General features: G+C 57.4%; 21 protein-coding genes and 2 riboswitches. Of the genes, 7 read left to right on the forward strand and 14 right to left on the reverse strand.

All coding sequences use genetic code 11. From position 1 onward, the window contains the following. Positions 1–33 precede the first annotated feature (33 nt). Positions 34–1107: an undecaprenyldiphospho-muramoylpentapeptide beta-N-acetylglucosaminyltransferase gene (locus tag ABIE48_RS22290; RefSeq protein WP_192715773.1), complete on the reverse strand. Its 1074-nt coding sequence runs from the start codon at positions 1105–1107 to the stop codon at positions 34–36. Between the two features lie 271 nt (positions 1108–1378). On the opposite strand from ABIE48_RS22290, the gene ABIE48_RS22295 reads away from it, so the two are divergent. Further along, a complete protein-coding gene (locus tag ABIE48_RS22295; protein WP_279628456.1) occupies positions 1379–1528 on the forward strand; it encodes an RAxF-45 family protein in 150 nt (49 codons plus the stop codon). A gap of 90 nt (positions 1529–1618) precedes the next feature. Further along, positions 1619–3592, forward strand: coding sequence for a ribosomal protection-like ABC-F family protein (gene abc-f / locus ABIE48_RS22300; protein WP_192715774.1), 1974 nt, complete (start codon positions 1619–1621; stop codon positions 3590–3592). A gap of 181 nt (positions 3593–3773) precedes the next feature. Here abc-f and ABIE48_RS22305 read toward each other — a convergent pair whose 3' ends face one another. From ABIE48_RS22305 to ABIE48_RS22335, 7 genes are all read right to left on the reverse strand, one after another. Continuing rightward, positions 3774–4406: a 50S ribosomal protein L25 gene (locus tag ABIE48_RS22305; protein WP_192715775.1), complete on the reverse strand. Its 633-nt coding sequence runs from the start codon at positions 4404–4406 to the stop codon at positions 3774–3776. Between the two features lie 368 nt (positions 4407–4774). Further along, on the reverse strand, positions 4775–5233 hold the full coding sequence (locus ABIE48_RS22310) for a cupin domain-containing protein (RefSeq protein ID WP_076169683.1): 459 nt from the start codon (positions 5231–5233) through the stop codon (positions 4775–4777). A 286-nt stretch (positions 5234–5519) separates the two neighbouring features. Beyond that, entirely contained in the window at positions 5520–7856 is a 2337-nt protein-coding gene (gene pulA, locus ABIE48_RS22315) for a type I pullulanase (RefSeq protein WP_354519674.1), read from the reverse strand. Between the two features lie 441 nt (positions 7857–8297). Continuing rightward, entirely contained in the window at positions 8298–8690 is a 393-nt protein-coding gene (gene gcvH, locus ABIE48_RS22320) for a glycine cleavage system protein GcvH (protein ID WP_145023375.1), read from the reverse strand. A 48-nt stretch (positions 8691–8738) separates the two neighbouring features. Continuing rightward, positions 8739–9659: an L-serine ammonia-lyase, iron-sulfur-dependent, subunit alpha gene (gene sdaAA / locus ABIE48_RS22325; protein WP_145023373.1), complete on the reverse strand. Its 921-nt coding sequence runs from the start codon at positions 9657–9659 to the stop codon at positions 8739–8741. 7 nt (positions 9660–9666) lie between these two features. Next, positions 9667–10341 (reverse strand): L-serine ammonia-lyase, iron-sulfur-dependent subunit beta, encoded by a 675-nt coding sequence (sdaAB, locus tag ABIE48_RS22330; RefSeq protein WP_145023371.1) that lies wholly within the window; start codon positions 10339–10341, stop codon positions 9667–9669. A 174-nt stretch (positions 10342–10515) separates the two neighbouring features. Then, a riboswitch (glycine riboswitch) is annotated at positions 10516–10628 on the reverse strand. Positions 10629–10738: 110 nt separating this feature from the next. Then, entirely contained in the window at positions 10739–11578 is an 840-nt protein-coding gene (locus tag ABIE48_RS22335; RefSeq protein WP_354519677.1) for an ROK family protein, read from the reverse strand. Between the two features lie 259 nt (positions 11579–11837). Beyond that, positions 11838–11933, forward strand: a riboswitch (glycine riboswitch). A 279-nt stretch (positions 11934–12212) separates the two neighbouring features. Here ABIE48_RS22335 and gcvT point away from each other — a divergent pair. The 3 genes from gcvT to gcvPB are packed head-to-tail and all read left to right on the forward strand — an operon-like array spanning position 12213 to position 16183. Beyond that, positions 12213–13319 carry a glycine cleavage system aminomethyltransferase GcvT gene (gene gcvT / locus ABIE48_RS22340; RefSeq protein ID WP_145947390.1) on the forward strand — a complete coding sequence of 369 codons (1107 nt, stop codon included), beginning with the start codon at positions 12213–12215 and terminating at the stop codon, positions 13317–13319. A 57-nt stretch (positions 13320–13376) separates the two neighbouring features. Next, on the forward strand, positions 13377–14729 hold the full coding sequence (gene gcvPA, locus ABIE48_RS22345; protein WP_192715778.1) for an aminomethyl-transferring glycine dehydrogenase subunit GcvPA: 1353 nt from the start codon (positions 13377–13379) through the stop codon (positions 14727–14729). Next, a complete protein-coding gene (gene gcvPB / locus ABIE48_RS22350) occupies positions 14726–16183 on the forward strand; it encodes an aminomethyl-transferring glycine dehydrogenase subunit GcvPB (protein WP_105444427.1) in 1458 nt (485 codons plus the stop codon). Before gcvPA ends, gcvPB begins: the two co-directional genes overlap by 4 nt. Before the next feature lie 284 nt (positions 16184–16467). Here gcvPB and ptsP read toward each other — a convergent pair whose 3' ends face one another. The 4 genes from ptsP to ABIE48_RS22370 all read right to left on the reverse strand — a co-directional run bounded on the left by ptsP (position 16468) and on the right by ABIE48_RS22370 (position 20635). Further along, complete coding sequence (gene ptsP / locus ABIE48_RS22355; protein ID WP_192715779.1) at positions 16468–18177, reverse strand: phosphoenolpyruvate--protein phosphotransferase; 1710 nt, start codon at positions 18175–18177, stop codon at positions 16468–16470. Beyond that, entirely contained in the window at positions 18170–18445 is a 276-nt protein-coding gene (locus ABIE48_RS22360) for an HPr family phosphocarrier protein (RefSeq protein ID WP_076169674.1), read from the reverse strand. The genes ptsP and ABIE48_RS22360 overlap by 8 nt, the downstream gene beginning before the upstream one ends. A 315-nt stretch (positions 18446–18760) precedes the next feature. Further along, positions 18761–19615: a glucose PTS transporter transcription antiterminator GlcT gene (glcT, locus tag ABIE48_RS22365; RefSeq protein WP_192715780.1), complete on the reverse strand. Its 855-nt coding sequence runs from the start codon at positions 19613–19615 to the stop codon at positions 18761–18763. 117 nt (positions 19616–19732) lie between these two features. Then, complete coding sequence (locus ABIE48_RS22370; RefSeq protein ID WP_192715781.1) at positions 19733–20635, reverse strand: LysR family transcriptional regulator; 903 nt, start codon at positions 20633–20635, stop codon at positions 19733–19735. Positions 20636–20764: 129 nt separating this feature from the next. Between ABIE48_RS22370 and ABIE48_RS22375 the strand changes: the two genes are divergently transcribed. Further along, the gene (locus ABIE48_RS22375) at positions 20765–22237 is read left to right on the forward strand and encodes a carboxylesterase/lipase family protein (protein WP_192715782.1); all 1473 of its coding nucleotides are present in this window, start codon (positions 20765–20767) and stop codon (positions 22235–22237) included. Next, positions 22234–23001 carry a sulfite exporter TauE/SafE family protein gene (locus ABIE48_RS22380; RefSeq protein WP_192715783.1) on the forward strand — a complete coding sequence of 256 codons (768 nt, stop codon included), beginning with the start codon at positions 22234–22236 and terminating at the stop codon, positions 22999–23001. Before ABIE48_RS22375 ends, ABIE48_RS22380 begins: the two co-directional genes overlap by 4 nt. 191 nt (positions 23002–23192) lie before the next feature. Here the strand turns inward: ABIE48_RS22380 and ABIE48_RS22385 are convergent, their stop codons facing one another. Continuing rightward, entirely contained in the window at positions 23193–24725 is a 1533-nt protein-coding gene (locus ABIE48_RS22385) for a flotillin lipid rafts scaffold protein FloT (RefSeq protein ID WP_260866871.1), read from the reverse strand. Beyond that, positions 24725–25261, reverse strand: a complete 537-nt coding sequence (locus ABIE48_RS22390) for an NfeD family membrane protein (protein WP_145023355.1) — start codon at positions 25259–25261, stop codon at positions 24725–24727. The genes ABIE48_RS22385 and ABIE48_RS22390 overlap by 1 nt, the downstream gene beginning before the upstream one ends. Positions 25262–25311 lie beyond the last annotated feature (50 nt).

A 25311-nucleotide genomic window follows, 5' to 3' on the forward strand; every position in this document is an offset into this window, starting at 1 on the left:
AAATAAGGTTCCTTTCCAAGGTGCAGACGATCTTCAACGTCGCTTTGCGGTTTCTTTGATCAGCTTGAATACTTCCGCAAGCGCGTCCGTCTTTTGGCCGCTCTCCATGGCCGATACGTAGGCATCCCGATGGGCATGCAATGCCCGAACCCGCTCGAGCAGCGTTTGCGGAGACACGCCTTCCTCTTCCAGCACTTCGGCATAACCCGCTTTTTCGAACGAATGCGCGTTAAGGATTTGATCGCCCCGGCTTTGCTGCCGGGTCAATGGGATGAGAAGCATCGGCTTGCGCAAGGAAAGAAACTCAAAGATCGAATTGGAGCCGGCACGGGTGATCACGAGGTCCGACATCGCCAGCACATCCGGCAGTTCATCGCGAATGTATTCGAATTGACAATAGCCGGGAACCGTCAGCGCCGGATCGAGCTGCCCTTTCCCGCATAAGTGCACGACTTGAAAAGCTTCCGTCAGCTCAGGCAGCGCCTGGCGCACCGCCCGGTTAATGCTCTGCGCGCCAAGACTGCCGCCCATCACCAGCAGAACGGGCCTCCGCGGGGTGAACCCGCACAGCTTCCGTCCGGCGGCAGCGCTGCCCTGTTTCAGCTCATTCCGGATGACGGCGCCGACATGGCGGCCCTTGCCCTTGCCGATATGGGCAGCCGCTTCGGGGAACGTCGTGCACACTGCTTCAGCCATCGGGATGGCAATCCGGTTGGCAAGCCCCGGCGTGATGTCCGACTCGTGAATGATAACCGGCACCCGGTTCAGCCAGGCACCGATGACGACGGGCACCGATACAAACCCGCCTTTGGAGAATACAATATCCGGTTTCCGGCGACGGATGAGACGGTACGCCTGATAGATGCCCTTGGCGATCCGGAACGGATCCTTGGCGTTTTGCCAGTCCAAATATCGGCACAGCTTTCCTGTCGATATCGGAAAATACGCCACGTCCGGCAGCGGCGACACCAGCTCCCGCTCGATCCCATTGACCGAGCCTATATATTCCACCGCCCAGCCTTCCTGCCGAAACAGCGGGATCAGCGCCAGATTGACCGTGACATGTCCGGCGGACCCTCCGCCGGTAAACATTATTTTTTTCTTCATGGGGCCCTCCACTCGTTTCAACCACTGCATCTTATTGTATTATAATGCCGGTTTGGAGATAAATGCCCGTCCCGCTATTACAAATCAGCCGTAAACACCGACACCCCTTCGACAGCCCGAAGCCGAATTGGGACCACACATCCAAAGCCTGCTGAAAGTTCTGATCAGGGTTATATGGCCATTTTCATTAAATGTTTCATCCATTGCTTGCTTTTAGCACTCGTTGTGGATACAATAAAGCTAACTTTTTTAACAGGGAGGTGAGGTAGAAGTGGTACGCAATTTTGGAAACGACCGGATCAATCAACTGCCGATGATTTTGTCCGGCATTTTTTACAGAGTTCCCGTTAACGGGATCCGTCTGTCCATTTTTAACAATCCGGTTGTTTTACAAAATTGCGAAATGCCGCTCCTACCTTAACTTCAACGGATAAGCGTTGAACGTTCAAGCCGCAGGGACATTTCCCTGCGGTTTTTTTCTGTAGATGCGGCATCTATGGAGGAAAATACGATGATGATTCAATGCAAAAACATACAAAAATACCATGGTGCCCAGCTCGTTCTGTCCGATGTATCCTTTGAAATCCGCGAAGGGGAAAAAGCCGCCCTGATCGGCCGCAACGGCTGCGGAAAAACGACGATGCTCCACTTGCTGAACGGCGGAGACAAGCCGGACCAAGGCGAAATCTCCATTTCGCGGGGCGCCAAGCTTGGCTTCCTCGCCCAAATTCCCCAAGCCGGTGACGGCGAAACGGTGTATGACATCCTGCTGCGCGCCTTTGCGGCGCCGCTTGAATGGCAGCGGCGGATGCGCGAGCTGGAGGCGCTGATGTCCGGCTCCTCCGCTTCCGGCGGCAAAGAGCCGGAGCAGTGGCTCGCCGAATACGGCAGGCTGCAGGAACGCTTTGAAGCAGCAGGCGGTTATGAAATGGAAGCGACCATTGACCGTATCGCCGGCGGCCTTGGCATCCCCGCGGGCCAGTACAACCGCCCCTTCGCCTCCCTCTCCGGTGGAGAGAAAACCAAGATCGGGCTCGCCTCCCTGCTGCTTGAGCAGCCTGATGTGCTGCTGCTGGACGAACCGACCAACCACTTGGACATGGCGGCGATCGAATGGCTGGAGCAGTTCCTGAAGGAATACCGCGGCACCGTGCTTACGATATCGCATGACCGTTACTTTCTCGACAAGCTCGTGACCAAGGTGGTCGAGATTGAAGACGGAGAAGCTTTCACCTACCACACCGACTACAGCGGTTATCAGAAGGAAAAGGAAGAGCGGCTCCTGCAGCAGTTTGCCGATTACCAGGAGCAGCAGAAAAAAATCAAAAAGATGCAGGAAAGCATCAAGCAGCTGATCGAGTGGGGCAACCGGTCCAACCCGCCGAACGCCGGGTTCCACCGCCGTGCCGCCTCCATGCAGAAGGCGCTCGACCGTATGGTGAAGTTGAAGCGGCCGGTGCTTGAACGAAAGACGATGGATTTGTCGCTGCAGCAGGAAGACCGCTCCGGCAAGCAGGTGCTCGTGTTCGAGGAGCTGGGCAAATCGTACGGCACGCGCACCTTGTTCAAAGGCATAAACGAAACGCTCCGGTACGGGGAAACCGTCATGCTGCTCGGCGGCAACGGAAGCGGCAAGAGTACGCTGATCAAGCTGGCCCTGGGCGAGCTCGAACCGACCGAGGGGAGCGTGGCCGTCGGCTCGCGCGTCAGCATCGGTTACCTCGCGCAGGAGGAAACGCCGGAATCCGTCAAGCAGAACGTGCTTCAGTACTACCGGGAGCAGGCCGGCATCGAGGAAGGCGAAGCCCGCGGCCGGCTGGCGCGATTCCTGTTCTACGGCGCCGATGTATTCAAAGACATCCGCAGCCTCTCCGGCGGGGAGTGGACGCGGCTGCGCTTCGCCATCCTGATGGAGCAGAAGCCGAATTTGCTGATTCTGGACGAACCGACCAACCATTTGGACATTGACGCCAGGGAAGCGCTGGAAGAGGCGCTCGAGGAGTTCCCCGGCACTATCTTCGGCGTATCCCACGACCGGTATTTTATCAACAGGCTGGCGGCCAGAATTTGGAGCCTGGATCACGGGCAGGTCCGTTCCTTCATCGGTAACTTCGAGGATTACAAACAGGAAATCCGCAAGCTGAGCGAAGCCGAAACGGCGGCGCAGGCGCGGAAGGCAGAGGCGGCTGGCTCAAAGGCCGCGCAAGCCGGCAGCCAGGGCAAGGAGCCGGTATCCAAGCCGGCTTCTGCGCGCGCCGATACCGGCGAGCGGCGTTCCCGGAAAAGCGACGCCTCTGCTTCCATTTCACTCGAGCAGTCGATCAAGGAGCTTGAGGCCCGTCTGGGGCAGATCGACGCCGACATGCTGGAGGAAAGCGCCGCCTCAGATCTGGTGCGCCTGCAGCAGCTTCATGCGGAGCGGGAGCAGCTCCAGGCACAGCTGAACGCGGCGTATGAGCAGTGGCTGGAGCTGCAGGACGCGTAAACAGGTGATACGTATACGAGTGAAACGTACAAAGGCGATTCGCAGTACACAAGCAACCGTACACCCACTTCGCCAAGTGGGTGTACGGGCAGTGCACCTCACACATGCCTCATGCAACGAAAACCCCTGGTCGTGAACGACCAAGGGTTTTCCTGTACAAGCATGTATATGATAAGACGTTTTATTCGTTGTTGTCTTCTGCAGCCGTTTCCGCCGCTTCTTCTCCCTCCGCTGCCACGGATTCGTCCGCAGCCTGGGCCTCGGTCGCCATGCGGGATGCCGTTACGGAAGCAACCAGCTCTTCCGGTGAGGCTACGAGCGTTACGCCGGATGGCAGCTGGATGTCTCCGGCTATCAGCTTGTCGCCGATTTCCATATGCGATACGTCCACGGTGATCGCGGATGGCAGATTTGCAGGAAGCGCCTCGACTTCAAGCTCGGTCTCCTGATGCTGAAGCACGCCGCCCACCTTGGTGCCGGCAGCCGTACCTTGGAAGTCGATCGGAACGCGAACCTTGATCGGCTTGTTGGCAGAGATGTGCATGAAGTCCACATGCATCCACTCACCGGCTTTACGCTGGTAATCCTTGATGATCACGTCCAGATCCAACGAGCCTTCCACCTTCAGCTTGAACACTTCGGACCGGCCTGTTCTGGCAACTTTGGCCAGCTCCTTCGCATCGACGCTGACCGGCATGCTCTCGGTCTGTGTCCCGTAGACCACCGCCGGAATGCGTCCGCTTTGTCTCAAGCTGCGCAGGCTCGAATGCTTCGTGTCGGTTCTTCGTTCTGCTGTAAGAGAATGAGATGTCATCTTTTACAACCTCCTCTGATATTTAATCTGTCCCCTGCAGTACACAGGCATATCTATGTATTACCCATTTTGGGCGAAATCAAAACCTTGCAGCGCAAAACAGCCGGCTGCTTTAGAGGCAAACGGAGTACGCTGCTTAGCCTGGTGTACACTGAAGGAAGGAGCAGTGTATCTAAACAAAAACGTCTAGCAGCGTCCTTTGAAGGAAGCTAGACGGTTTTTAACTGAAGCTTGTGTCTAACGCTATAAAATTGCCCAGCTCCCGAAGGTTATCCTTTCCAATATCACAAAAAATCCCGCATCGGTCATTGCAACCGTGCGGGATTTGGGCTGGCCCAGCGAAGCGGGACATGCCGCTGCCAAAAGTTTTATTTTCCGGATATCATCGTAAAATCGTCAAAATGAAAGCCTGGGGAAACGACGCAGGAGACGAACACCGGCTCGTCGCCCAGCGGCTTGGCCGCCTGCCAGACATTGGCCGGAACGAGCGCCTGCGGCACCTGGCCATTCTCAACGTCCATTCCCAAAATGATTTTGGTCTCCCCGCCCGGCTGTTCCCCATCGCCTCCGAGCAGCAGCTCGAGCGGACTGCCGGAATGCCACAGCCACAATTCATCGGAATAAACGCGGTGCCACGCGGAGGATTCCTCCGGATGCAGCAGGAAATAAATCGAAGTCGCCGAAGGGCGCGAACCCGAATACTTGGGATCCAGCACGTCTTTCGGGATTTCAAAGGACGCCTTCCATAACTCCTTGTACCACCCGCCCTCGGGATGGGGCAGCATGTCAAAGGTTTTCACCAGAGGCGACAGCAGTTTCTCGGTCATCGTAAGCCTTCTTTCTCTGTTATATATCACCCTATCCAAGGGAATCTCACTTTACTTTATAGGAATCACCCGTTTTTGTAAAATGCATGCATCCCTATCCCCGGATATAGAAAAGAAAGCTCCATTTTTCCGTCATACCGTCGCCCCAAGCTTCTAGGCTTCTCAGCTTGCAAGCTTCTAAAGCGGCCAAACCTTCCAACCTGTTAAGCTGCTCCATTCCCAGGTTGCCGTATGCTCCAGCCAGCCCCCTTACACAGCCGGCCGCACTCCTTCCGGCACCCGGGCGTCAGCTGATCTTCTTCCAGTCGTCCGATCCGCTCCGGACAAGCACCTTCAGCTTGCTGTGATGCCATCCGAGCTTGATAAACCGGTCCTGGTCGCAGTCCTTCGCTTCCCACTCGTTCAGCCGCACGATATATCCGATTTCCTGCACGTTCAGCGGGACATATATCGTCGCCACAGCGCGTCCGTCCTCCATCCGTTCAAAATCGACCCGGCGTTCCCGCATGCCGCTGCCCCATACCCATAAGTTCCAGCCGTCATATTTGCGGTCCTGGCGCTCATAATGCAGCTCCACCGTCTTGAGCGGGCGCGGACGGCCGCCTTCTTCCTCATACAGAACCATGACCGACAGGCCTGGGACGCTCACCGTTTCGTCGACGATCATCTCCAGCGCCCCGTTCCGGGCCTGAAGGTTTTTGACGGCTACCTTCCAGCCGGTAATGGAAAACGGAATGTCGACCTGGGCCTCCCGGACGTTTGCGTTATAGATGACGATGATATTTTTCCACGTATCGCCGTTGGCATGATCCTTCAACCGGTAAGCGATGACATTGCCGTCGCAGCGCATGACCTCCATGCTCCGTTTGATCTGCTCCTTGTCCGTCATACGGAACGCCCGGTGGGCGCGGCGCAGCGCGATCAGCCCCTGGTAATACTCGAATACCGGCAGGAACCGGGACTTGTTGCTCCAACGGATGGCGTTGATCGCATCCCCGCTCCGGTAGCTGTTGTGGTCGCCGAATTTGCTGCGGAGCATCTCGTCACCCGCATGAATGAGCGGAATCCCCTGAGAAGTCAGCACGATGCCGTTGGCCAGCAGCGCTCTCCGGACGCTTTCGTTCTCCAGCAGCCGGTCCTGGTCGATGCTCCGGTAAGGATCGGTCGCTGCGACAGCTTCTTCGAGGCTCCCCCCTCCGGCAAGTCGGCCGTTATCGATACCCCGGATCAGATCACCTCCCAGTCCCTGCGTAATCAGCACTTTATCCCACAGGTTAAGGTTGTCGTGGACCGTCACATAGTTGATCGTCTCCGTAGGTGATCCGGTAAAATCGTCGATTGCCCCCTGAACGCCGGCCAATACCGCCGCTTCCTTGCCGGGCTGCCCCGTGGCGAAGCCCTTTCCCGCACCGTCGCTGTCTCCCTTGATGGCCCCCCGGAAATTGTCGTTGAAAACGGCAAAGCCTTTGCCCCTTTGGGATCCTTTCAAGGTTTGCTGCTTCAGCGGCGTTTCACCGCCTGTCCAAGGCTCCCCGTAAATCAGCAGTCCCGGATGCTCGCGGCGGAGCTCCTCGGTGATTTGCGCGATCGTGTCCGTGTCGATCAGACCCATCAGGTCAAAACGGAATCCGTCGATATGGTATTCTTCCGCCCAATAGCGCAGGGAATCCTTGATGTATTTGCGGACCATCGGGCGCTCGGTTGCCAGCTCGTTCCCGACGCCGGAGCCGTTGCTGAACCGCCCTGACGCATCGGTCCGGTAAAAATAACCCGGCACAAGCTTCTCAAACAGGCCGTCCCCCGCAGAGTAGGTATGATTGTACACTACATCCATCACGACCCGGATTCCTTTGCCGTGCAGCGCCATGATCATCTCCTTGCACTCCCGGATCCGGACTTCGGGGCTTGACGGGTCGGTCGCATAGGAGCCTTCCGGCACGTTGTAATGCTGGGGATCATAACCCCAGTTGAATTTCGGTTCTGCCGAGTTCGGATCATTGACCGTCAGCTCGTTCACCGTCGCATAATCAAAAATCGGCAGCAGATGGACATGTGTCACGCCGAGTTCGGCCAAATGATCGATGCCGAGCCGGCTGCCGGCTGCGTCCCGCACGCCTGTCTCCGTAAACGCTTTGAACTTGCCTTTATACTGGAGCCCGGAATCCGGGCTGATCGAAAAATCCCTGACATGCAGTTCATAGAGTACCGAGTCTTCCACCCCCAGAAGACCGGGAGTTTCATCCGTATCCCAGCCCTCCGGGCTTGCGGCCTTCACGTCGACGATCGCCGTCCGCTGCCCGTTGGCACTGACCGCCCGGGCGTAAGGATCGGCCGCATAAACTTCCCGTCCGTCCGGGTGCTCCACCTTGTACATATAATATTTTCCGGCCAAATCGCCTCTGAAATGAAGTGACCATACGCCGCCTTCCCCGCGTCTCATGCCGATTTCGAACCCTCCGGCGTGATCGGTAAGCGCTCCGCTGTCATAAGTTCCCGCGTCGTCATACAAGGCGAGGGTTACCTTCGCCGCCGTCGGCGCCCAAACTTTGAATATACTTTCAAGATGCGTATAATGACATCCCAGGTCGCCGCCTTCATATATTTCCACGTTATTCATCATCATTCATCTCACCACCATGGTTTACCTGAATAAATGCCTCAAAAAATCGCTTTCACTACATCCTATGTTACTTTCTTGCCATTTGTAAGGGGTTCTATAAGCTTTTCCCTGCCCAAATTTACGGGACAGCTGTGACTGCATGGTTAAATCATTATATGCTTGTACGCTAGCATTTACCCCATAGTTGCACGGTTCTTTCAAATCATAGAGTAATAGATGCAGGGCAGCTTCCATTTAGCCGGCGTATGCTTCCCTCCTTTTATACCTGTTATCGACAAACTGAATCATGGTCAGGAATAAGTCCGCTTGAGGAATGGTTAAAAAATATCCCGCGCTGCAGGTGCAATAAGCTGTGCCGGGATATCGGGCCGTCGTATAAAATCGTCGTATAAAATCAAAGAGGCTGCGGCACGATGTGCCCCAGCCCCTGTCTCGATATCGTTATTATTCGTTCAAAAATTGCTCATACTGCTCTGCCGTCAGCAGCGATTGCAGCTGCTCGTCCAAATCTCCTTCAACCTCTACCTCGATCATCCAGCCTCCGTCGTACGGCTCGCTGTTGACGAGCTCCGGCTCGTTTTCCAGCGCATCGTTGATTTTGGTCACTTTGCCGCTCACCGGACTGAACAGATCCGACACGGTTTTGACCGACTCGATCGTTCCGATGCTCTCTTCGGCCGCTACGTCGGCGCCGGCTTCCGGCAGCTCCACAAACACGATGTCCCCCAGCTGGTGCTGGGCGAAGTCGCTGATCCCGATGCGGACCACAGATCCGCCTGCCTTTTCCACCCATTCATGATCCTTGCTGTACCAACGGTTCTCCTTCACATTGCTCATCGATTTCGCGTCTCCTTTGATTTCAATTTTGGGGCTGCCGTTAATATGTTAGTCTTCCTTGGCAGGCGCTTTGGCTTCTTTGGCCTTTCTGCGCCGCTGTTCCACCAGTTCCTTGGTCAGCTTGCGGCCAGTTGGCGTCTGGGCGAGTCCGCCCTTCCCGGTCTCGCGGTGCTTGGCCGGCATGGCGCTTCCGACCTCCAGCATGACGCCGATCACCTCATCGGCCGGGATAACGCTGCCAACGCCGGCAAGAGCCATGTCCGAAGCCGCCAGGGCGGTGACGGCCCCCAGCCCGTTCCGGACGATGCAGGGAATTTCCACCAGCCCGGCGACCGGATCGCAGATCAGGCCGAGGCAGTTCTTCAGCGCCAGGCCAACAGCATGAACGGCCTGCTGGGCCGTGCCGCCGCGCAGCTCGACCATCGCGCCCGCGGCCATGCCGATCGCCGAACCGACTTCCGCCTGGCAGCCGCCTTCCGCCCCCGAGATCGAAGCGTTGTTGGCTATAACATAACCTATGGCGCCGGCACAGAACAAGCCCTTGACCAAATGTTCGTCTTCCCAGCCGAAGCGTTCCTGGGCACTGACGAATACGCCGGGGATGATTCCGCACGAGCCAGCTGTCGGCGTCGCGATAATGCGTCCCATCGAGGCGTTCACTTCCGACACCGCCAGCGCGTAGGCCATCGCCTCGGCCGCAGGGCCGCCAAGCGATGTTTCCCCCTGCTGCATATAATCGGACACCTTTTTGGCATCGCCGCCGGTGAGTCCGCTCCGCGACTTGGTGTTGCCGGTGAGCCCCTGGCGCACCGCTTCCTTCATCACACCGTAATATTCGGCCATTTGCCGGAATACATCCTCGCGGGAGACGCCCGTTTCCCGCGCCTGATCCTCAAGCATAACCTCGGCAATCGTCTTGTTCTCCTGGCGGCAAATGTCTGCCAGCTGTTCGAGGGTCTCGAATCTCATATGATGGTTAGCTCCTTTTGGTCAAATCGATCATCGTTACTTCCTTGATGTGGGGAAGCTTGCGGATGGCCTGAATCGTGCTCTCCTCCGGAGCGGAATCCAGCTCGAACACGGTCATCGCATCCCCGCTGCGTCCCTTGCGGTCCACATCCATATATCCGATATTATATCCGTCCCGGCTGAGCAGCGCGGTCATGTTGGCCAGAACGCCCTGGCTGTCGGAATGCTTCACCGCCAGGGTCGGGTATTCACCCGTGATCTGCACGTCAAAACCGTTCAGCGAATATACCGCGATCGTCCCGCCGCCAATCGAGGCGGCTACGATTTCAGCGGTCCGGCCGCCCCCGGTCAGCTGGATTTTGACCGAGTTCGGATGCGGTCCGTTGCCCCGGCCTTGAACCCATTCCAGGGTCATGCCGGCTTCTTCGGCCAGCACGTCCGCCTGCGGAATCCGCTGATCATCCGTTTCATAATCCATCAGCCCGGCGGTCAGCGCCAAATCGGTTCCATGTCCCCAATACGTCTCTGCAAAAGAACCGAACAGCGTCATCTTGGCCGTCTCCGGCTGGCTGCCCAGCAGCTGACGCGCCACTCTGCCGATGCGTACCGCTCCAGCGGTGTGCGAGCTGGAAGGCCCCACCATGGAGGGACCGATGATGGAAAACACATTTTTAAATCTCACTTCGTTCTACGCTCCCCGTTAGCTATTTTCGACGCGCTTTGCGATGAATTAGACAGAAAAAAAGGACAGCAAAAAAGGCGTCAGCACCTTTTCTCTGTCCCTTGTACCTGAGAGTTTGTGCGGCATCGTGCGCCGCGTTCCCCTTGGGTGGCCGTATAGCTCTCTCCAGAGCCGCGTCCCGCGGCGGTTCCTTGTACCTGAGAGATTAGCTGCCTGTATGTGCCTACCTGCAGCTTGCTCCTTCGGTGCCGCCCTTATACGATGGGCGGTCTCTCCCGCGCGCGTTCATCCGCTGAATATTCAATTACTTTCCAAGCATCCGCTCTACTTTTCTAAACTCTGAACTAAGAATAAAGCAGAGCGAATACGGGTGTCAATATAACATATGCGGCCTCGTCTAAAACTCCATTCCCTTGCGCAAAAATTGCATCGCTCCGAGCGCCGCAATCCGCTTGCCGTCTTTTGGGGATGCGAAGGAGCACGCTTGGAACATGTCCGGCAGCGTATACTTCTCGGCCGTTCGCAAAGCGGTGTCCATATACCCAGGATAGGTGGAGGTGCTGCCGCCAATCACCAGAACGTCCGGGTTAAACAGGTGCAGCACGTTGGTGATGGCCAGCCCGCAGTAAAAGCCGGCACGTTCCAGCAAGGCCAACGAATCGCCGTCTCCATCCCAGATTTTGGCGAGGAAGGCGTCGATATCGCAGCCCGCCTTAGCGAGAATTCCGATGCCGCCCGCCAATTCGTCCACCTTGCGCGGCCCGGCTTCAGTCGCAATAACGGTGTAGCCCAGCTCCCCGGCAAACCCGCCTGCGCCGGTATACATCCGCTGTTTGGAGTAGACCCCGAGCGCCAGCCCCGAGCCGGCCATCATCACCGCGACCGTATCCTTTTCCGGATAATTGGCCGCCTCGGCAACCGTCGCCGCTTTCACGTCATTGATCAGACGGCAGCGAAAGCGCCCTTTGGCAAAATCGTCAGCCGTCACCCCGCACAGCGCGCGGATATCGGAAAACTGCAGGCGGCGGTCTCCCTCTACGAGTCCCGGAAGCGCGATTCCCAGCCCCTCCGGCTCATACGGGAGCCCTGCTATAAAACGGTCAATCTCCCCCGCCAGATATTCCAGCGAACAATCCAGCCCGGTGGGGACCTTGTGCTCGACAAGCTGTCCGTCCACCTCGGCAACCATCAGCATTTTCGTGCATCCCATATCGACGCCTACTACGTTCTTCATCATCACGGCTCCTCCCAAACATCCTGATTCGCTTCATCTTCGGCGGACAGCTCTGGGATGATACAGTCCCCTCAGAGTACCGCTTGGACCAAATTACCCAAAATCGAACATTATCAACATAAATTCATTGTAATATTCGTAAATAGGCATTATGATAATGTTGTTGACACCGGTTTGCACTTTGAGTATTAATAATATATAGAACGAACTCGAACATTTGATTCGAGCTTTATGATGTCGTGAACAAACAATCGTATAGCGGATGATGGTAATGGGAGAGATTACTGCGAGCAGTAACGCCGAAGGAGTAAGCCCGGACCCGGGTGAATCTCTCAGGCAAAAGGACGATTACCGGACGCATCTCTGGAGAGAATTCTGAACGTAAGAATCACCCAAGGGGAAACTTGCTTGTTGCCCGGGGTTGATGTGGAGCCCGAATTTCGCCTGTGAAGTTCCGGGCCGCTCCATTCACCGGCATCCGTAAGGTAACTCTCAGGTACCAAGGACAGAGCTTGAAAGAAAGTATGCGAGCACGCATGCTTGTTCTTTCGCCCTGTCCTTTTTGTGCTGCTTGAAAGAACTTTTATGATGAAAAGCCTAAACAATCCGTGGTAACACGTGAAAACCGAGGTGACTCATGTCCGAATTGAAAAGAACACCGCTTTTTCCGCTCTATGCACAGGTTCCCGGCGTCCGCTGCATCGATTTTGGCGGATGGGAGCTTCCCGTCCAGTTCAGCGGCATCCACAAAGAGCATGAGGCGGTCCGCGAGGCCGCCGGGCTCTTCGACGTTTCCCACATGGGCGAATTCAAGGTGGACGGCCCGGGATCGGAGGATTTTCTCCAGCTCGTGACCGTCAATGACGTATCGGTTCTCGAGCCGGGTCAGGCGCAGTACAGCGCTTTGTGCTATCCGGACGGGGGCGTTGTCGACGACCTGCTCGTCTACAAGTTGGGCGTGGAGTCCTACATGCTGGTTGTGAACGCCTCCAATATCGACAAGGATTGGGCCTGGCTTCAGGAGCACCGGCCGGACGGCGTGAACATGGTGAACGAGTCCGATGGAACTGCGCTGCTGGCTCTCCAGGGGCCGAAGGCTGAAGCGGTGCTGCAGCCGCTCGTCGATACCGATCTGGGGCAGCTCGCCCCGTTTCATTTTATCCAAAATGTGAAGCTGTTCGGCGCTAGTACGTTGATTTCCCGCACCGGTTATACGGGGGAAGACGGCTTTGAGATCTACCTTGCCGCACAGGATGCTCCTGCGGTCTGGAGCGGATTGCTCGAGCAAGGCGAGAGTGCGGGCCTGATTCCGGCAGGGCTCGGCGCCCGCGACACGCTTCGCTTCGAAGCGAAGCTGCCGCTGTACGGACAGGAGCTGTCCAAGGACATCTCCCCGCTCGAAGGCGGCATCGGCTTCTTCGTCAAGCTGGGCAAAGCGGCCGATTTTATCGGCAAGGCGGCCCTGCAGCAGCAGAAAGACGCCGGCGTGCCGCGCAAACTGGTCGGCATCGAAATGATCGACCGGGGCATCCCCCGCTCCCATTATCCCGTATATGCGGGAGATGAGCAGATCGGCGAAGTGACGACGGGAACCCAGTCCCCGACGCTGAAGCGTAATCTCGGGCTCGCGCTCGTGCAAAGCGGCTATTCCGCCCTTGGAACCGAAGTGGAAGTCGACGTCCGGGGCAAGCGGCTCAAAGCCAAGGTCGTAAGCACCCCTTTCTACAAACGCGAGCGCAAATAAATAGCAGGCTAACAGCATGATACGATTTTCAACCTAATCTAAAGGAGCTGACTCCACTTGAAACACCGTTATCTGCCTATGACCGAACAGGACCAGCAGGAAATGCTGGATACGATCGGCGTCTCCTCCCTGGGGGACCTGTTCAAGGACATTCCTGAGGAAATCCGTTTCAAAGGGGACTTGCCCGTATCCCCGGGACTGAATGAATACGCGCTGACGACGCACCTGTCGGAGCTTGCCGCTAAAAATGCCAATACTGATCAATATGCCAGCTTTCTGGGCGCGGGAATTTATGATCACCACATCCCTTCGGTCATCAACCATGTCGTGTCCCGTTCCGAATTTTACACGGCCTACACGCCGTATCAACCGGAAATCAGCCAAGGCGAGCTGCAGGCGATCTTCGAGTTTCAGTCTTACATTTGCGAGCTGACCGGCATGGCCGTCGCCAATGCGAGTATGTATGACGGGGCCACCGCCCTCGCTGAAGCCGGCTCCCTGGCCAGCGCCGCCACAAAGCGCAAGCAGCTGCTCGTGTCCAGCACGGTGCATCCGGAGGCCCGTCAGGTTGTCCGCACGTATGCCAAAGGGCTCGGTCTCGACGTCGTGGAGGTCCCTTCCGCAAACGGCGTCACCAACCTGGCCGAGCTGGCTGAAGCCGTGTCCGACCAAACGGCCGCCGTGCTCGTGCAGAGCCCGAACTTCTTCGGAGCGATCGAGGATTTGGCCGCCATCGGTGACCTCATCCATGCCAGCAAAGGGCTGATGGTTGTCAGCACCAACCCGATCTCCCTCGGCATTCTCGAAGCGCCGGGCAAGCTCGGAGCCGACATCGTCGTCGGCGACGCGCAGCCGCTCGGCATCTCATCTTCCCTGGGCGGGCCAACCTGCGGATTCTTTGCCGTGTCGCAGGACCATATGCGCCGCATGCCCGGGCGGATCGTAGGCCAGACGGTCGACCGGAACGGCAAGCGCGGCTTCGTTCTGACGCTGCAGGCCCGCGAGCAGCATATCCGCCGCGAGAAAGCGACGTCCAACATCTGCTCCAACCAGGCGCTTCTCGCCCTCTGCGCATCCGTGTACCTGTCGGTCATGGGCAAGCAGGGCATGATCGAGGTCGGCCAGCTGAATCTGCAGAAGAGTCATTACGCCGCACGCCGGCTGAGCAGCATTTCAGGGGTAAGCATGCCGTTCACGTCCCCGTATTTTAACGAGTTTGTCATTAAGCTGCCGGAAGGAACCCGCGTGGCCGAAGTCAATGCGAAGCTGCTGCAGAAAGGCATCCTCGGCGGCTACGACCTCGGCAGAGCTTATTCCGAACTGGAAGGACATATGCTGATTGCTGTCACGGAACGCCGCACCAAAGAACAGATCGACCAATTCGCTCAAGCGCTGGAGGGCTGCATATGATTCAGGAAAAAGCGTTGATATTCGAGTTGAGCCATCCCGGACGGATTGCCTACTCTTTACCGGAGTTTGACGTCCCTGTTGAGGAAACCGAAGAGCTGATCCCAAGCTCGATGCTGCGGTCGGAGCCGGCCGCGCTGCCTGAAGTGTATGAAGTGGACGTCATCCGTCACTATACCGAGCTGTCCCGCCGCAATTTCGGGGTGGACAACGGCTTCTATCCGCTCGGCTCCTGCACGATGAAATATAATCCGAAAGTGAACGAAGATGTCGCCCGTTATCCGGGCTTTGCCAAAATCCATCCGTATCAGCCGGAGGACAGCATTCAGGGCGCGCTTGAGCTGCTATACCGCCTGCAGGACGATTTGGCCGGTCTGACCGGCATGGACGCCGTGACCCTGCAGCCGGCCGCCGGCGCGCATGGCGAATGGACCGGTCTCATGATGATCCGCGCCTACCATGAAAGCCGCGGCGAGCAGCGCGACAAGGTCATCGTGCCGGATTCCTCGCACGGCACCAATCCGGCCAGCGCCACCGTCGCAGGGCTGAAGACGATCACGATCCCGTCGACCGACAAAGGCCTCGTCGACCTTGACGCCCTGCGTTCCGCCGTCGGCAGCGACACCGCGGCGCTGATGCTCACCAATCCGAACACGCTCGGCCTGTTCGAGGAGCAGATCCAGGAAATTGCCGCCATCGTCCACGAGGCAGGGGGCCTGCTGTACTACGACGGAGCCAACTCCAACGCGATCATGGGCATCACCCGTCCGGGAGACATGGGCTTTGACGTCGTGCACCTGAATTTGCATAAAACGATGAGCACGCCGCACGGCGGCGGCGGTCCGGGAGCCGGTCCGGTCGGCGTGAAGAGCCGCCTGATTCCGTTCCTGCCCCGCCCGCTCGTGTCGAAAACGGCTGAAGGCAAATATACACTCGAAGGCGGCAGCGACCAGTCCATCGGGCGGGTCAAGGCGTACTACGGCAACTTCGGCATTCTCGTCCGCGCTTACACCTACATCCGCAGCTACGGCCCTGAAGGTCTGCGCCGCGTATCGGAGTGCGCCGTGCTGAACGCTAACTATATGATGAGCCGGCTCGCGCCATACTTCGACATTCCGTATCCGGGCGTCTGCAAGCACGAATTCGTCATGTCAGGCTCCCCGCTCAAGCAGTACGGCATCCGTACGCTGGACGTGGCGAAGCGCCTGCTGGATTTCGGCTATCACCCGCCGACCATTTACTTCCCGCTGAACGTGGAGGAGTGCATCATGATCGAGCCGACTGAAACGGAGAGCAAAGACACGCTCGACGCCTTTATCGACACGATGATCCGCATCGCAAAAGAGGCGGAGGAGCAGCCGGAGCTGCTGCTGAACGCGCCGTACGACACGCCGGTGACGCGGCTGGACGAAACGACCGCGGCACGCAAGCCGGTGCTGAACTGCGCCTGCAGCTGATTTTCAGATTTGGATTTAAATTCGATTTAATTCGGATTCAATGCGGATTCAGATATTGGAGAGAATACCCAAGAACATCCTTTTGAGGGTGTTCTTTTTTATGTACTTCTGTAAACCGGAGACATACCCACATGAAAAAAGGCCGGCATTCCGAAGAATACCGGCCAAGCTCGGATAAAGATATGCGTTATGCGTGCAAAGCTTAACTAAGCTCAGTTTGATAACTAAGGCTTATAAATCATGATGCCTTTCTAAATCCCGCTGGTCACCAGCAGAACCATCCACTACTGAAGGCTCTGCACCAGCTGCGTCACTTCCTCCGCCGTGCCGAGCTGCAGCGCCTGTTCGGCGAGCCGCTCCATGTCCGCCCGGGACAGCTTGGAGATCTGACTGCGCGCCGGAAGAATGGACGAGGCGCTCATGCTGAACTCGTCGAGCCCGAGGCCGAGCAGAATCGGGATGGCCACGGCGTCCCCGGCCATTTCGCCGCACATGCCGACCCATTTGCCCTCGCGGTGCGCGGCGTCGATGACCATTTTGACCAGACGAAGGATCGCCGGATTATAGGGCTGATACAGGTACGATACCTGTTCGTTCATCCGATCGGCCGCCATCGTGTACTGGATCAGGTCATTGGTGCCGATGCTGAAGAAATCCACTTCCTTGGCGAATACGTCCGCCAGGACGGCTGTCGACGGAATTTCGACCATGATTCCGATCTGGATGTCATCCGCGACGGCGATGCCTTCGGCCGCCAGCTTGTCCTTCTCTTCCAGAAGAACGGCCTTGGCTGCCCGGAACTCGGCAAGCGTGGCGATCATCGGGAACATGATGCGAAGGTTGCCGTGCACGCTGGCCCGCAGCAGAGTCCGCAGCTGGATCCGGAAGATGTCCTGCCGATCCAGGCAGAGGCGAATCGCGCGGAATCCGAGAAACGGATTCATCTCCTTCGGCAGGTCCATGTAAGGCAGCTCCTTGTCGCCGCCGATGTCCAGCGTGCGCACGACCACCGGCTTGCCTTCCATCTGCTCCAGCACGGTCTTGTAGGCGTTGTACTGCACATTCTCCGAAGGCAGCTTGTCGCGGCCCATGTAGAGGAACTCGGTCCGGTACAATCCGACCGCTTCGCCGCCGTTGTCAAGAACGCCTGCCACGTCGTTCGGCGTACCGATGTTGGCCGCCAGCTCCACATGAATCCCGTCCTTCGAGACGGTCGGTTCCGTACGGAGCTGCTTCCACTCCTCCATCTGCTTCGCATAGGCCTGCTGCTTTGCCGTGTACTCGGCGATCACCTCTTCGGTCGGATGAATGATGACATCACCTTCAATCCCGTCCACGATCACCAGCTCACCGCTCTGCACGGAGCTTAGAACGCTTTTCGTGCCGACAACTGCCGGAATTTCGAGCGAACGGGCCATGATGGCCGAGTGCGACGTTCGACCGCCGATATTCGTCGTAAAGCCTTTCACGAACTTGCGGTTTAAGCCGGCCGTGTCCGATGGAGTCAGGTCCTCGGCGATCACGATCACTTCCTCATCGATCTCCGACGGGCTCACGTATTGAAGGCCGAGCAGATGCTTCAGAATGCGCTTGGTCACGTCCCGCATATCCGCGGCGCGTTCCTGGAGATAAGCGCTTTTCATATTTTCGAACATCCGGATGAACTGCGCTGCCGTCTCATCCAGGGCATATTCCGCATTGACCGATTCGCTCCGGATTTTGTCCTTCACCGGGTCAATAAGCTCCGGATCGCTTAAAATAAGCAGATGCGACTCGAAAATTTCCGCTTTTTTCTCGCCCAATTCCGCCAGCGTCCGCGCCTTGATGGCCTCAAGCTCTACCCGCGACTTGGCCAGCGCATCATCCAGCTTCGCAAGCTCGGACTGAACGTCATCCGCCTGCTTGCGGCTTACCGCGTAATCCGGATGCTCCAAGATGAATGCGCGGGCGATCGCAATTCCCGCCGATGCCGCGATTCCCTTGATCTTATTCATGAATCTCGCCCAGCCCCTCGCCAACCATAACCTGCTCAAGCGCTTCCAGCGCTGCGCGCTCATCGCCGCCTTCCGCGATCAGCGAAATGATGTCGCCCTGCTCCAGATCCAGAGACAGAACGCCCAAAATCGATTTTAAAGTGACCTTCTTCCCGCCGGATTCGGCAAAGCACTCCGTATCCTTGAATTTGGTAGCTGTATTGACAAGCGCTGTCGCCGGACGCGCATGGATTCCGTCTTCATCAATAATTTTAAACGTTTGCTGCATGAGGATCATCCTGCTTTCTGCTGAAATTTTGTAAATACCAAAAAGGCATGAGTATCCGCTCGGGATCCTGGTTTCTACCGCTAAGCGTTAGATTGCCCCAGTAATGGGGAAAACAACCAAGATCTACAGGTTTACTCATGCCTGATCGTATCAGTAACACGTATGCATGTTCAATTGGGTTCATTACAGTCAGTATTGTAGCACCCATCCCGCCAAGTTGCAAGCGCTTGATATTCGCAAAAAAGTCCCTACGCTTCTTCCAATTCGAATGCGGCGGTACCATTCGTGATCAAAGGCGCCACACGCCACGCGCGATCAATCCACGCGCCCTTGCTTTTTGTGAACCAGACGCTGGAGATGGATCGTCAGATATCCCACTTCCGCCGGATATACGGGCCGGCCGAGGCGCTCCTCCATCACTCCGGTCAGCTTTTGGGCAAGGCGGTAAGTATCCGGATATTCCCGCTGCATCAAGGCGTCGAGCGTGTCTGTTTCCTCTACGGCCTCGCCTCTGCGGATTCGCTCCAAAGCAAAGCGGAGGTGCGTAATAAGGCGCGAGTAGTCCAGCGAATCCCGCGGGACCCGGAAGTCCATCTCCGTCTCCACGATGTAGACCAGATCGCTGATCAGCTCGGAATGCTTGCGCACTTCGGAAATATGCTGGTTGGTCAGCGCGCCGTGGATATGCAGGGCGATAAATCCGGCTTCCTCTTCACCCAGGTCCACGCCAAGCTTCTGATGAATCAGCCGGACGGCGAACTCCGCCATTCGAAACTCCTCGGGGTACATTTCTTTGGTCTCGTACAAAAAGGGATTATGGATATGAATGCCCTGCTGCATGCGCTTGATCGCAAATGCGATGTGATCCGTCAGGGCGATATGGACATGCTCGTTCAAGGCCCCTGTGCTTGTCTGGTCGGCATGCAGCAATATTTCGTTGACCGCTTCAATCAGTTTCTCGTCGACCTGGGGCAGCAGCTGCTTGTACTGCTCCTGCTCCTCCGGCTTGGTCAAAATAAACATCTTCTCTACCTCAGCCAGCGGAATGGCCTGCCCGGACTTCCGATTAAAGCCGATCCCTTTGCCGATGACCACCACCTCGCCGTGCTGGGGATGCTCGGCAATGATGACATTGTTGTTTAACACCTTGCTCACTTGCAGACTGCTCACACTATGCACCTCGTTTGCTGACGCCTGATAAGTTTATCATCTCTGACAGACAGAAAAAATATCAGAAATCGGCCGATTCGTCAAACCGAGCGGACATGAAACCGTGCATTCCCTGTTTTAATCGCCTCGGCCACTATCTTGATCATGCGATGCAGACAGCCTGGCAAAATAGTTTACGGCATAATCGCGAAATAGCGCAGCGGTATGCGTCAAATACCGTTCCTGCGGCCAGGACAAGGCAATCGAGCGTTTGCACCAGCTTTCTTCGAGCCGCAGCAGAACGACGTCCGGCCCGGTTGAGCCGCCCCAAGTAATAGCCGGCAGAAAAGCAACGCCTTGACCCGCCCGGATCAAACCGCGAACCATGGCCGGGTCGTCGCTCTCAAACCGGATACGCGGAGTAAAACCGGCTAGGCGGCAAAAAGCATCCGTCGTTTCGCGCAGCGATTTGCCCGGAGGCAGCGAGATGAAGCTCTCTTCCCTCAGCTCTTTCAAGCTGATTTGCGTATGGTCAGCGAGCGCATGGTCTGCGGGAACCGCAACAAAAATTTCCTCTTCCAGCAAAGAAAGCGACGTTGTTCCCGGCGGCAGTTCAGCCCCGTCAGAAAGGCAAAGATCGAAGCTCGCCGCCCCTTCGAACGTCGAATGCTGCAGCAAATGGAACTCGGAGGCCGGGCATTCTTTGCGGAAATCGGCCAGCAGGTCCGGCAGTAAATGCGAGGAAACGCGGACGTCGAGCGAGACGGCGGGAGAAGCAGAGCCGCCGAGGTCCTGCAGCTGCAGCTTGCCGTCCTCAAGGGCCTGCAGAGCGATATCCACCTGGTGCAAAAATAACTTGCCGTGCTCGTTCAGCCGTATGCTTTTGGGCTCCCGCTCAAACAGCTTCGTCCCCAGCTCGGCTTCCAGCGAGGCGATCATTTTGCTGAGCGCCGGCTGCGAAATATGCAGGCTGCGGGCCGCCTGGGTCATATGCTGCATCCGGGCGGCAACCTGAAAATATTTTAGCTGCAGCAGTTCCATTCCATATCCCTCTTTCGATCTCGAGAATAACCTATAAGTTATGATAAATATAATTCAATATATATTATAGTTCATGGAATAAACAAGTTATAATAGTTCACAAATCAATAGGAATAGGAGTCGAGCACCTTGATCGTACAAACCGCATCAGGCAAAGTTTCAGGAGTACCTTTACAAGGGGCCTATGTATTTCGGGGCATTCCCTATGCAGCGCCGCCGACGGGCAAACGGAGATTCCTGCCTCCGGCGCCTCCGCATCCATGGCCCGGCGTAAGAAAATGCGATCACTTCGGTCCGCTCGCCCCCCAGCAAACCGATCCTTCAGGAGGGACTACACGTATACAGTCCGAAGATTGTTTGTATTTGAACGTGTGGACCCGGGGATGCGGAAAAGAATCGATGCCCGTATTGGTGTATATTCATGGTGGCGGATTCGTGTCGGGCACCGGCGCGGACTGCGACGGTTTGCGGCACGCGGCGGAGGATGGCATCGTCTACGTATCGATCAATTACCGCCTTGGCGCGTTTGGCTTCCTCTACTTGGGCGAGGTGCTGGGCGAGGAATATGCAGCCTCGGGAAACAACGGTCTGCTCGATATTGCGGCCGCGCTGCAGTGGGTTCAGCGTAACATTTCCGCTTTTGGCGGCGATCCGGCCCGCGTGACTGTTATCGGGAATTCCGCCGGTGCCAAGTGCACCGCTTCGCTCTATGCCATGGAAGCGGCACGCGGGTTATTCCACCGGGCCGTGGCACAAAGCGGCGCCACCCACGCGATCCGGGATCGGCGCACCGCCAACGTCACCACCCTCCGGATCCTCGAAGAGCTGGGCTTGTCCGGTGCAGATCCAAGCCCGCTGCTGGAGCTTCCGTTCGAGCAGTTCATCGCAGCGCAGTCCGCCGTCGGATCGGATACATCGCGCAGCCTGCACATGTTCGGCCCGGTGGCGGACGGCCGGGTCATTCCCTTCGACCCTTTGGCCGGGATTGCCGCCAGTTCCGGTCTGCCGCCGCTCCTGATCGGCACGAACGAAAACGAAGCGTCGATCTTCATCCGGGACGATTCCACGCTCCAGTCCCCAAGTATGGAACCGCTCGACAGATTTTTTGGAAGCCATGCTCCCGCTGTATGGGATGCCTTTCAGCGTTATGCCGAGGCGATGTCCCCAACCGACGCATGGTGTACAACGTTAACCGAGCATCTGTACACGATTGGAGCTGTGCAGTTCGCACAGGCCCTCGCTTCCTCGGGAACGCCGGTATGGATGTACCGGCTTCGCGCTGGCGGCGCTCTCGGAGCGACGCACGGCTATGAGGGCAGCCTTATTCATTGGGATCCGGAAGCGCAGACTCCAGCTGCCCTTGCAGCCGGCGACCCGTACGCAGTACCCGCCGAGCAATACCCGCTCGCAAGAAGTATGCGGGAAGCCTGGGTCGCGTTCATACGAAGCGGGGATCCCAATATCGATGCGCTGCCTGCATGGCCGGTCTATGGGACAAAACCAGCCATCATGGTGCTGGACACAGCCAGCCGCGTTGCTGATGACCTGCCGGAACCGGCTGGAATCGGCGTTCCCCATCAGGTGTGGAGGGTGGGCCGATGAAGCTGATCGATATCTCTGCCGTTATGATTCTGCTCGGTCTGCTCCTGGGCTTCGTGGGCGCGGGCGGCTCCGGTTTTATCATTTCGATCTTGACCGTTGTGTTCGGATATCCGATTCATATCGCGCTGGGAACCGCGCTGGCGGCGATGTTCTTCTCGTCCCTTTCCGGTTCGGTCAGCCATTACCGCGAAGGAAATATGCTGCTGAAGTCGGGCGCGGTCGTCGGTTTGGCCGGAGCGGCGGGGGCGTGGGTCAGCTCCAGCTGGTCAACGCTCATTCCGGAGGATAAACTGGGCTGGATGACTTCCGGCATGCTGTTCGCCTCGGGGCTCGCCTTGTGGCTGCGGATGGCCGTCGTTTCGCGTCGGCCGGGTGCGACCGTTAACCAGGCTCCGCCTGCCGCCAAGGGGCTGCGGTATTGGTCATTCGCGCTGCTGATCGGCGTCGTTACCGGCATGCTGTCCGGCCTGTTCGGCATCGGTTCCACGCCGTTCATCCAGCTGGGGCTCATGCTGCTGCTTGGCATGCCGATGCGCTATGCGGCAGGAACGACGATGATGGTCATCATTCCGATCGCGCTGGCTGGCGGAGCAGGCTATTTTACGATCGGGTACCTGGATTTCCGGCTGCTTATTGCGGTGGTGTGCGGAACGATGATCGGCTCTTACGTCGGGGCGAAGTTTACGAAGCGTGTTCCCGCCCGTTGGCTGAAAACATGCATGGTCATCACCCCGATGATGGGTGCGGCGATACTGCTGCTGTAATGTGAATCCTTGCTGATGGTTAACCCCTAAAACAAAAAACGGCGGCTTCACTTTGGAAAAATACCCAAAGCGAGCCGCCGTTTAAGCTATCATTCTGTTACTGTTTGATCGAGGATCGGGATACCCCGTCGTCTGCTTCGCATGCCGATCATTCGGCTTGCGAAGCGCCGGTTATCCCGCGTAGAGTTCTATTATTCCTTCGTTGCCCCTGCTTCCAGGGTAACCAAATCCTGCTGTGCGGCCGCAGGCGCCGCGGATGCAGCCGGAGGCGTTTTCCGTCCGGTCAAGCCTTGGATGAGGCTCTCCACGTCGATGCCGGACACGTTCTTGAGCATTTCCGGAGCCGTTGACATCAGCTCGGTGACATAATTGCTCACACGTGCCGCGCCCTCTCCCTTGCCGGTGTCCACCACCGTCAGCTTGTCGATGGAAGCGATCGGCTCAGCGATTTTGCCCGCCAGGTCCGGCAGCATTTTCACGATAATATCGAGGATGGCCGCTTCGCCGAACTTCTGGAAGGCTTCGGCCAGCTTCTCTTTCGCATCGGCTTCCGCAAGACCACGCAGGCGGATGACTTCCGCCTCGGCGGTACCTTTGGCACGTTCTGCGTCGGCAATGGCCTGGCCGTCCAGCCGCTTTTGTTCGGCCGATGCCTTCGCCTGGGTTTCGATGGAGTACTGCAGCGCCTCGGCCTCCAGCATTTTTCTCGCCTTGTCTGCTTCGGCCGCGACTTCGACTGCATACCGGTCGGCGTCCGCTTTTTTCTTCACTTCGGCATCATACTGCTTCTGCCGTACCAGAATCTCCTTCTCCTGCAGGTCGATCTCCCGCTCCTTGCGAACGAGCTCTACCTTCATCTGCTCTTCCACCATCGTCTGCTTGGCGCGGGCTTCCTGTATGTGATACGCCTGGTCGGCTTCCGCCTTGGCAGTGTCCTGTTCCTTCTTAAAGGAAGCTACCTTCAATTCCTTCGCCTTCGTCGCTTCGGCGATATTCGTATCGCGCAGCAACTCGGCCTTCTGCCCCTGCTCCTCGGCGTTCGCCTTCTGGATCCGCGCATCGCGCATCGCTTCCGCCTCGGCGATCTCCGCGTCCCGTTTCACCGCTGCAATCCGCGGCTTGCCGAGCGCATCGAGGTACCCCTGCTTGTCGCGTACGTCCTTGATCGTAAAGGAGACGATCTGCAGGCCCATTTTTTTCAAATCTCTGGCCGCCACGCCCTGAACCTCCTGGGCGAATTTGTCGCGGTTCCGGTACACCTCTTCCACGGTCATCGAACCGAGAATGGCCCGCAGATGCCCTTCCAGCACTTCCTGCGCCTCGCCCTTCAAGGCTTCGATCGGCTTGCCAATGAACTGCTCGGCCGCGGTCGCGACGTCCTCAATCGAGCCGCCTACTTTGATGATGGCCACGCCGTCAGCGATGACGGGCACGCCCTGCTCCGTGTATACCTCCGGCGTAGACACATCCAGCTTGTGGGAGAGCAGCGATATGAATTCCGACTGCTGGAAGACGGGCAGGATAAAAGCCCCTCCGCCCCGAACGATTTTGATTTTCCGTCCGGATTCATCCTCCGATATGTTTTTGCTTCCCAGAAACGATCCCGTCACGATCATGGCTTCATCCGGTCCCACCGTTTTGTAACGGGCCCAGAATGCCAAACCAAGCACGACGATTACCCCTATGACGATCAGCGGTATTACCAGGTATTCAGGCACTGTCATCAAACCACATCTCCTTTTCTCTCTTCAAGTCCGGTCACGCGCAGGACGCCGTCCAGCACATCCACGACGACGACGCGGGTTCCGGCGGGCAGCGGAAGGCGCTCCAGACTGGAGGCGATGTGCAGCGTGTTGCCTGCCCCCAGCCTCACCATCACCTCACCGTACCCTTCCGGCGGAATGGGAATCGTCACTTCACCGATGCGGCCTTCGAGCTCGCGGATGGAATATCCCGTGGAATTCTCGCTGTTCTCCATCGGCCTGACATACGCCACATAGACGACACCCGCCATAGCAACGGCACCGATTCCAGCAATGAGTGCGCTTAAGCCCTGGTGCAAACTGGTGTAACGCAGCAGCAGAATACCTGCGCCTCCGAATACGGTCACCGCCGTCGCAATCACCATCGGCTTCAACACGTCAACGGACAAAAAATCGAGAAGCCCATCCAGTGCATGGCTCAAAATATCGCCGAGCACCACGCTGACCACCGCAAAAATAACCCCGCCTGCCAGGCAGCTCCAATAAAGCGTTTCCATCCTCCGTTCCCCCCTGCGCGAATTCCTGACTGTCTATATAAGGGTATACG

The sequence above is a fragment of the Paenibacillus sp. OAE614 genome, assembly GCF_040546645.1.
Classification (GTDB): Bacteria; Bacillota; Bacilli; order Paenibacillales; family Paenibacillaceae; genus Paenibacillus_AQ; species Paenibacillus_AQ favisporus.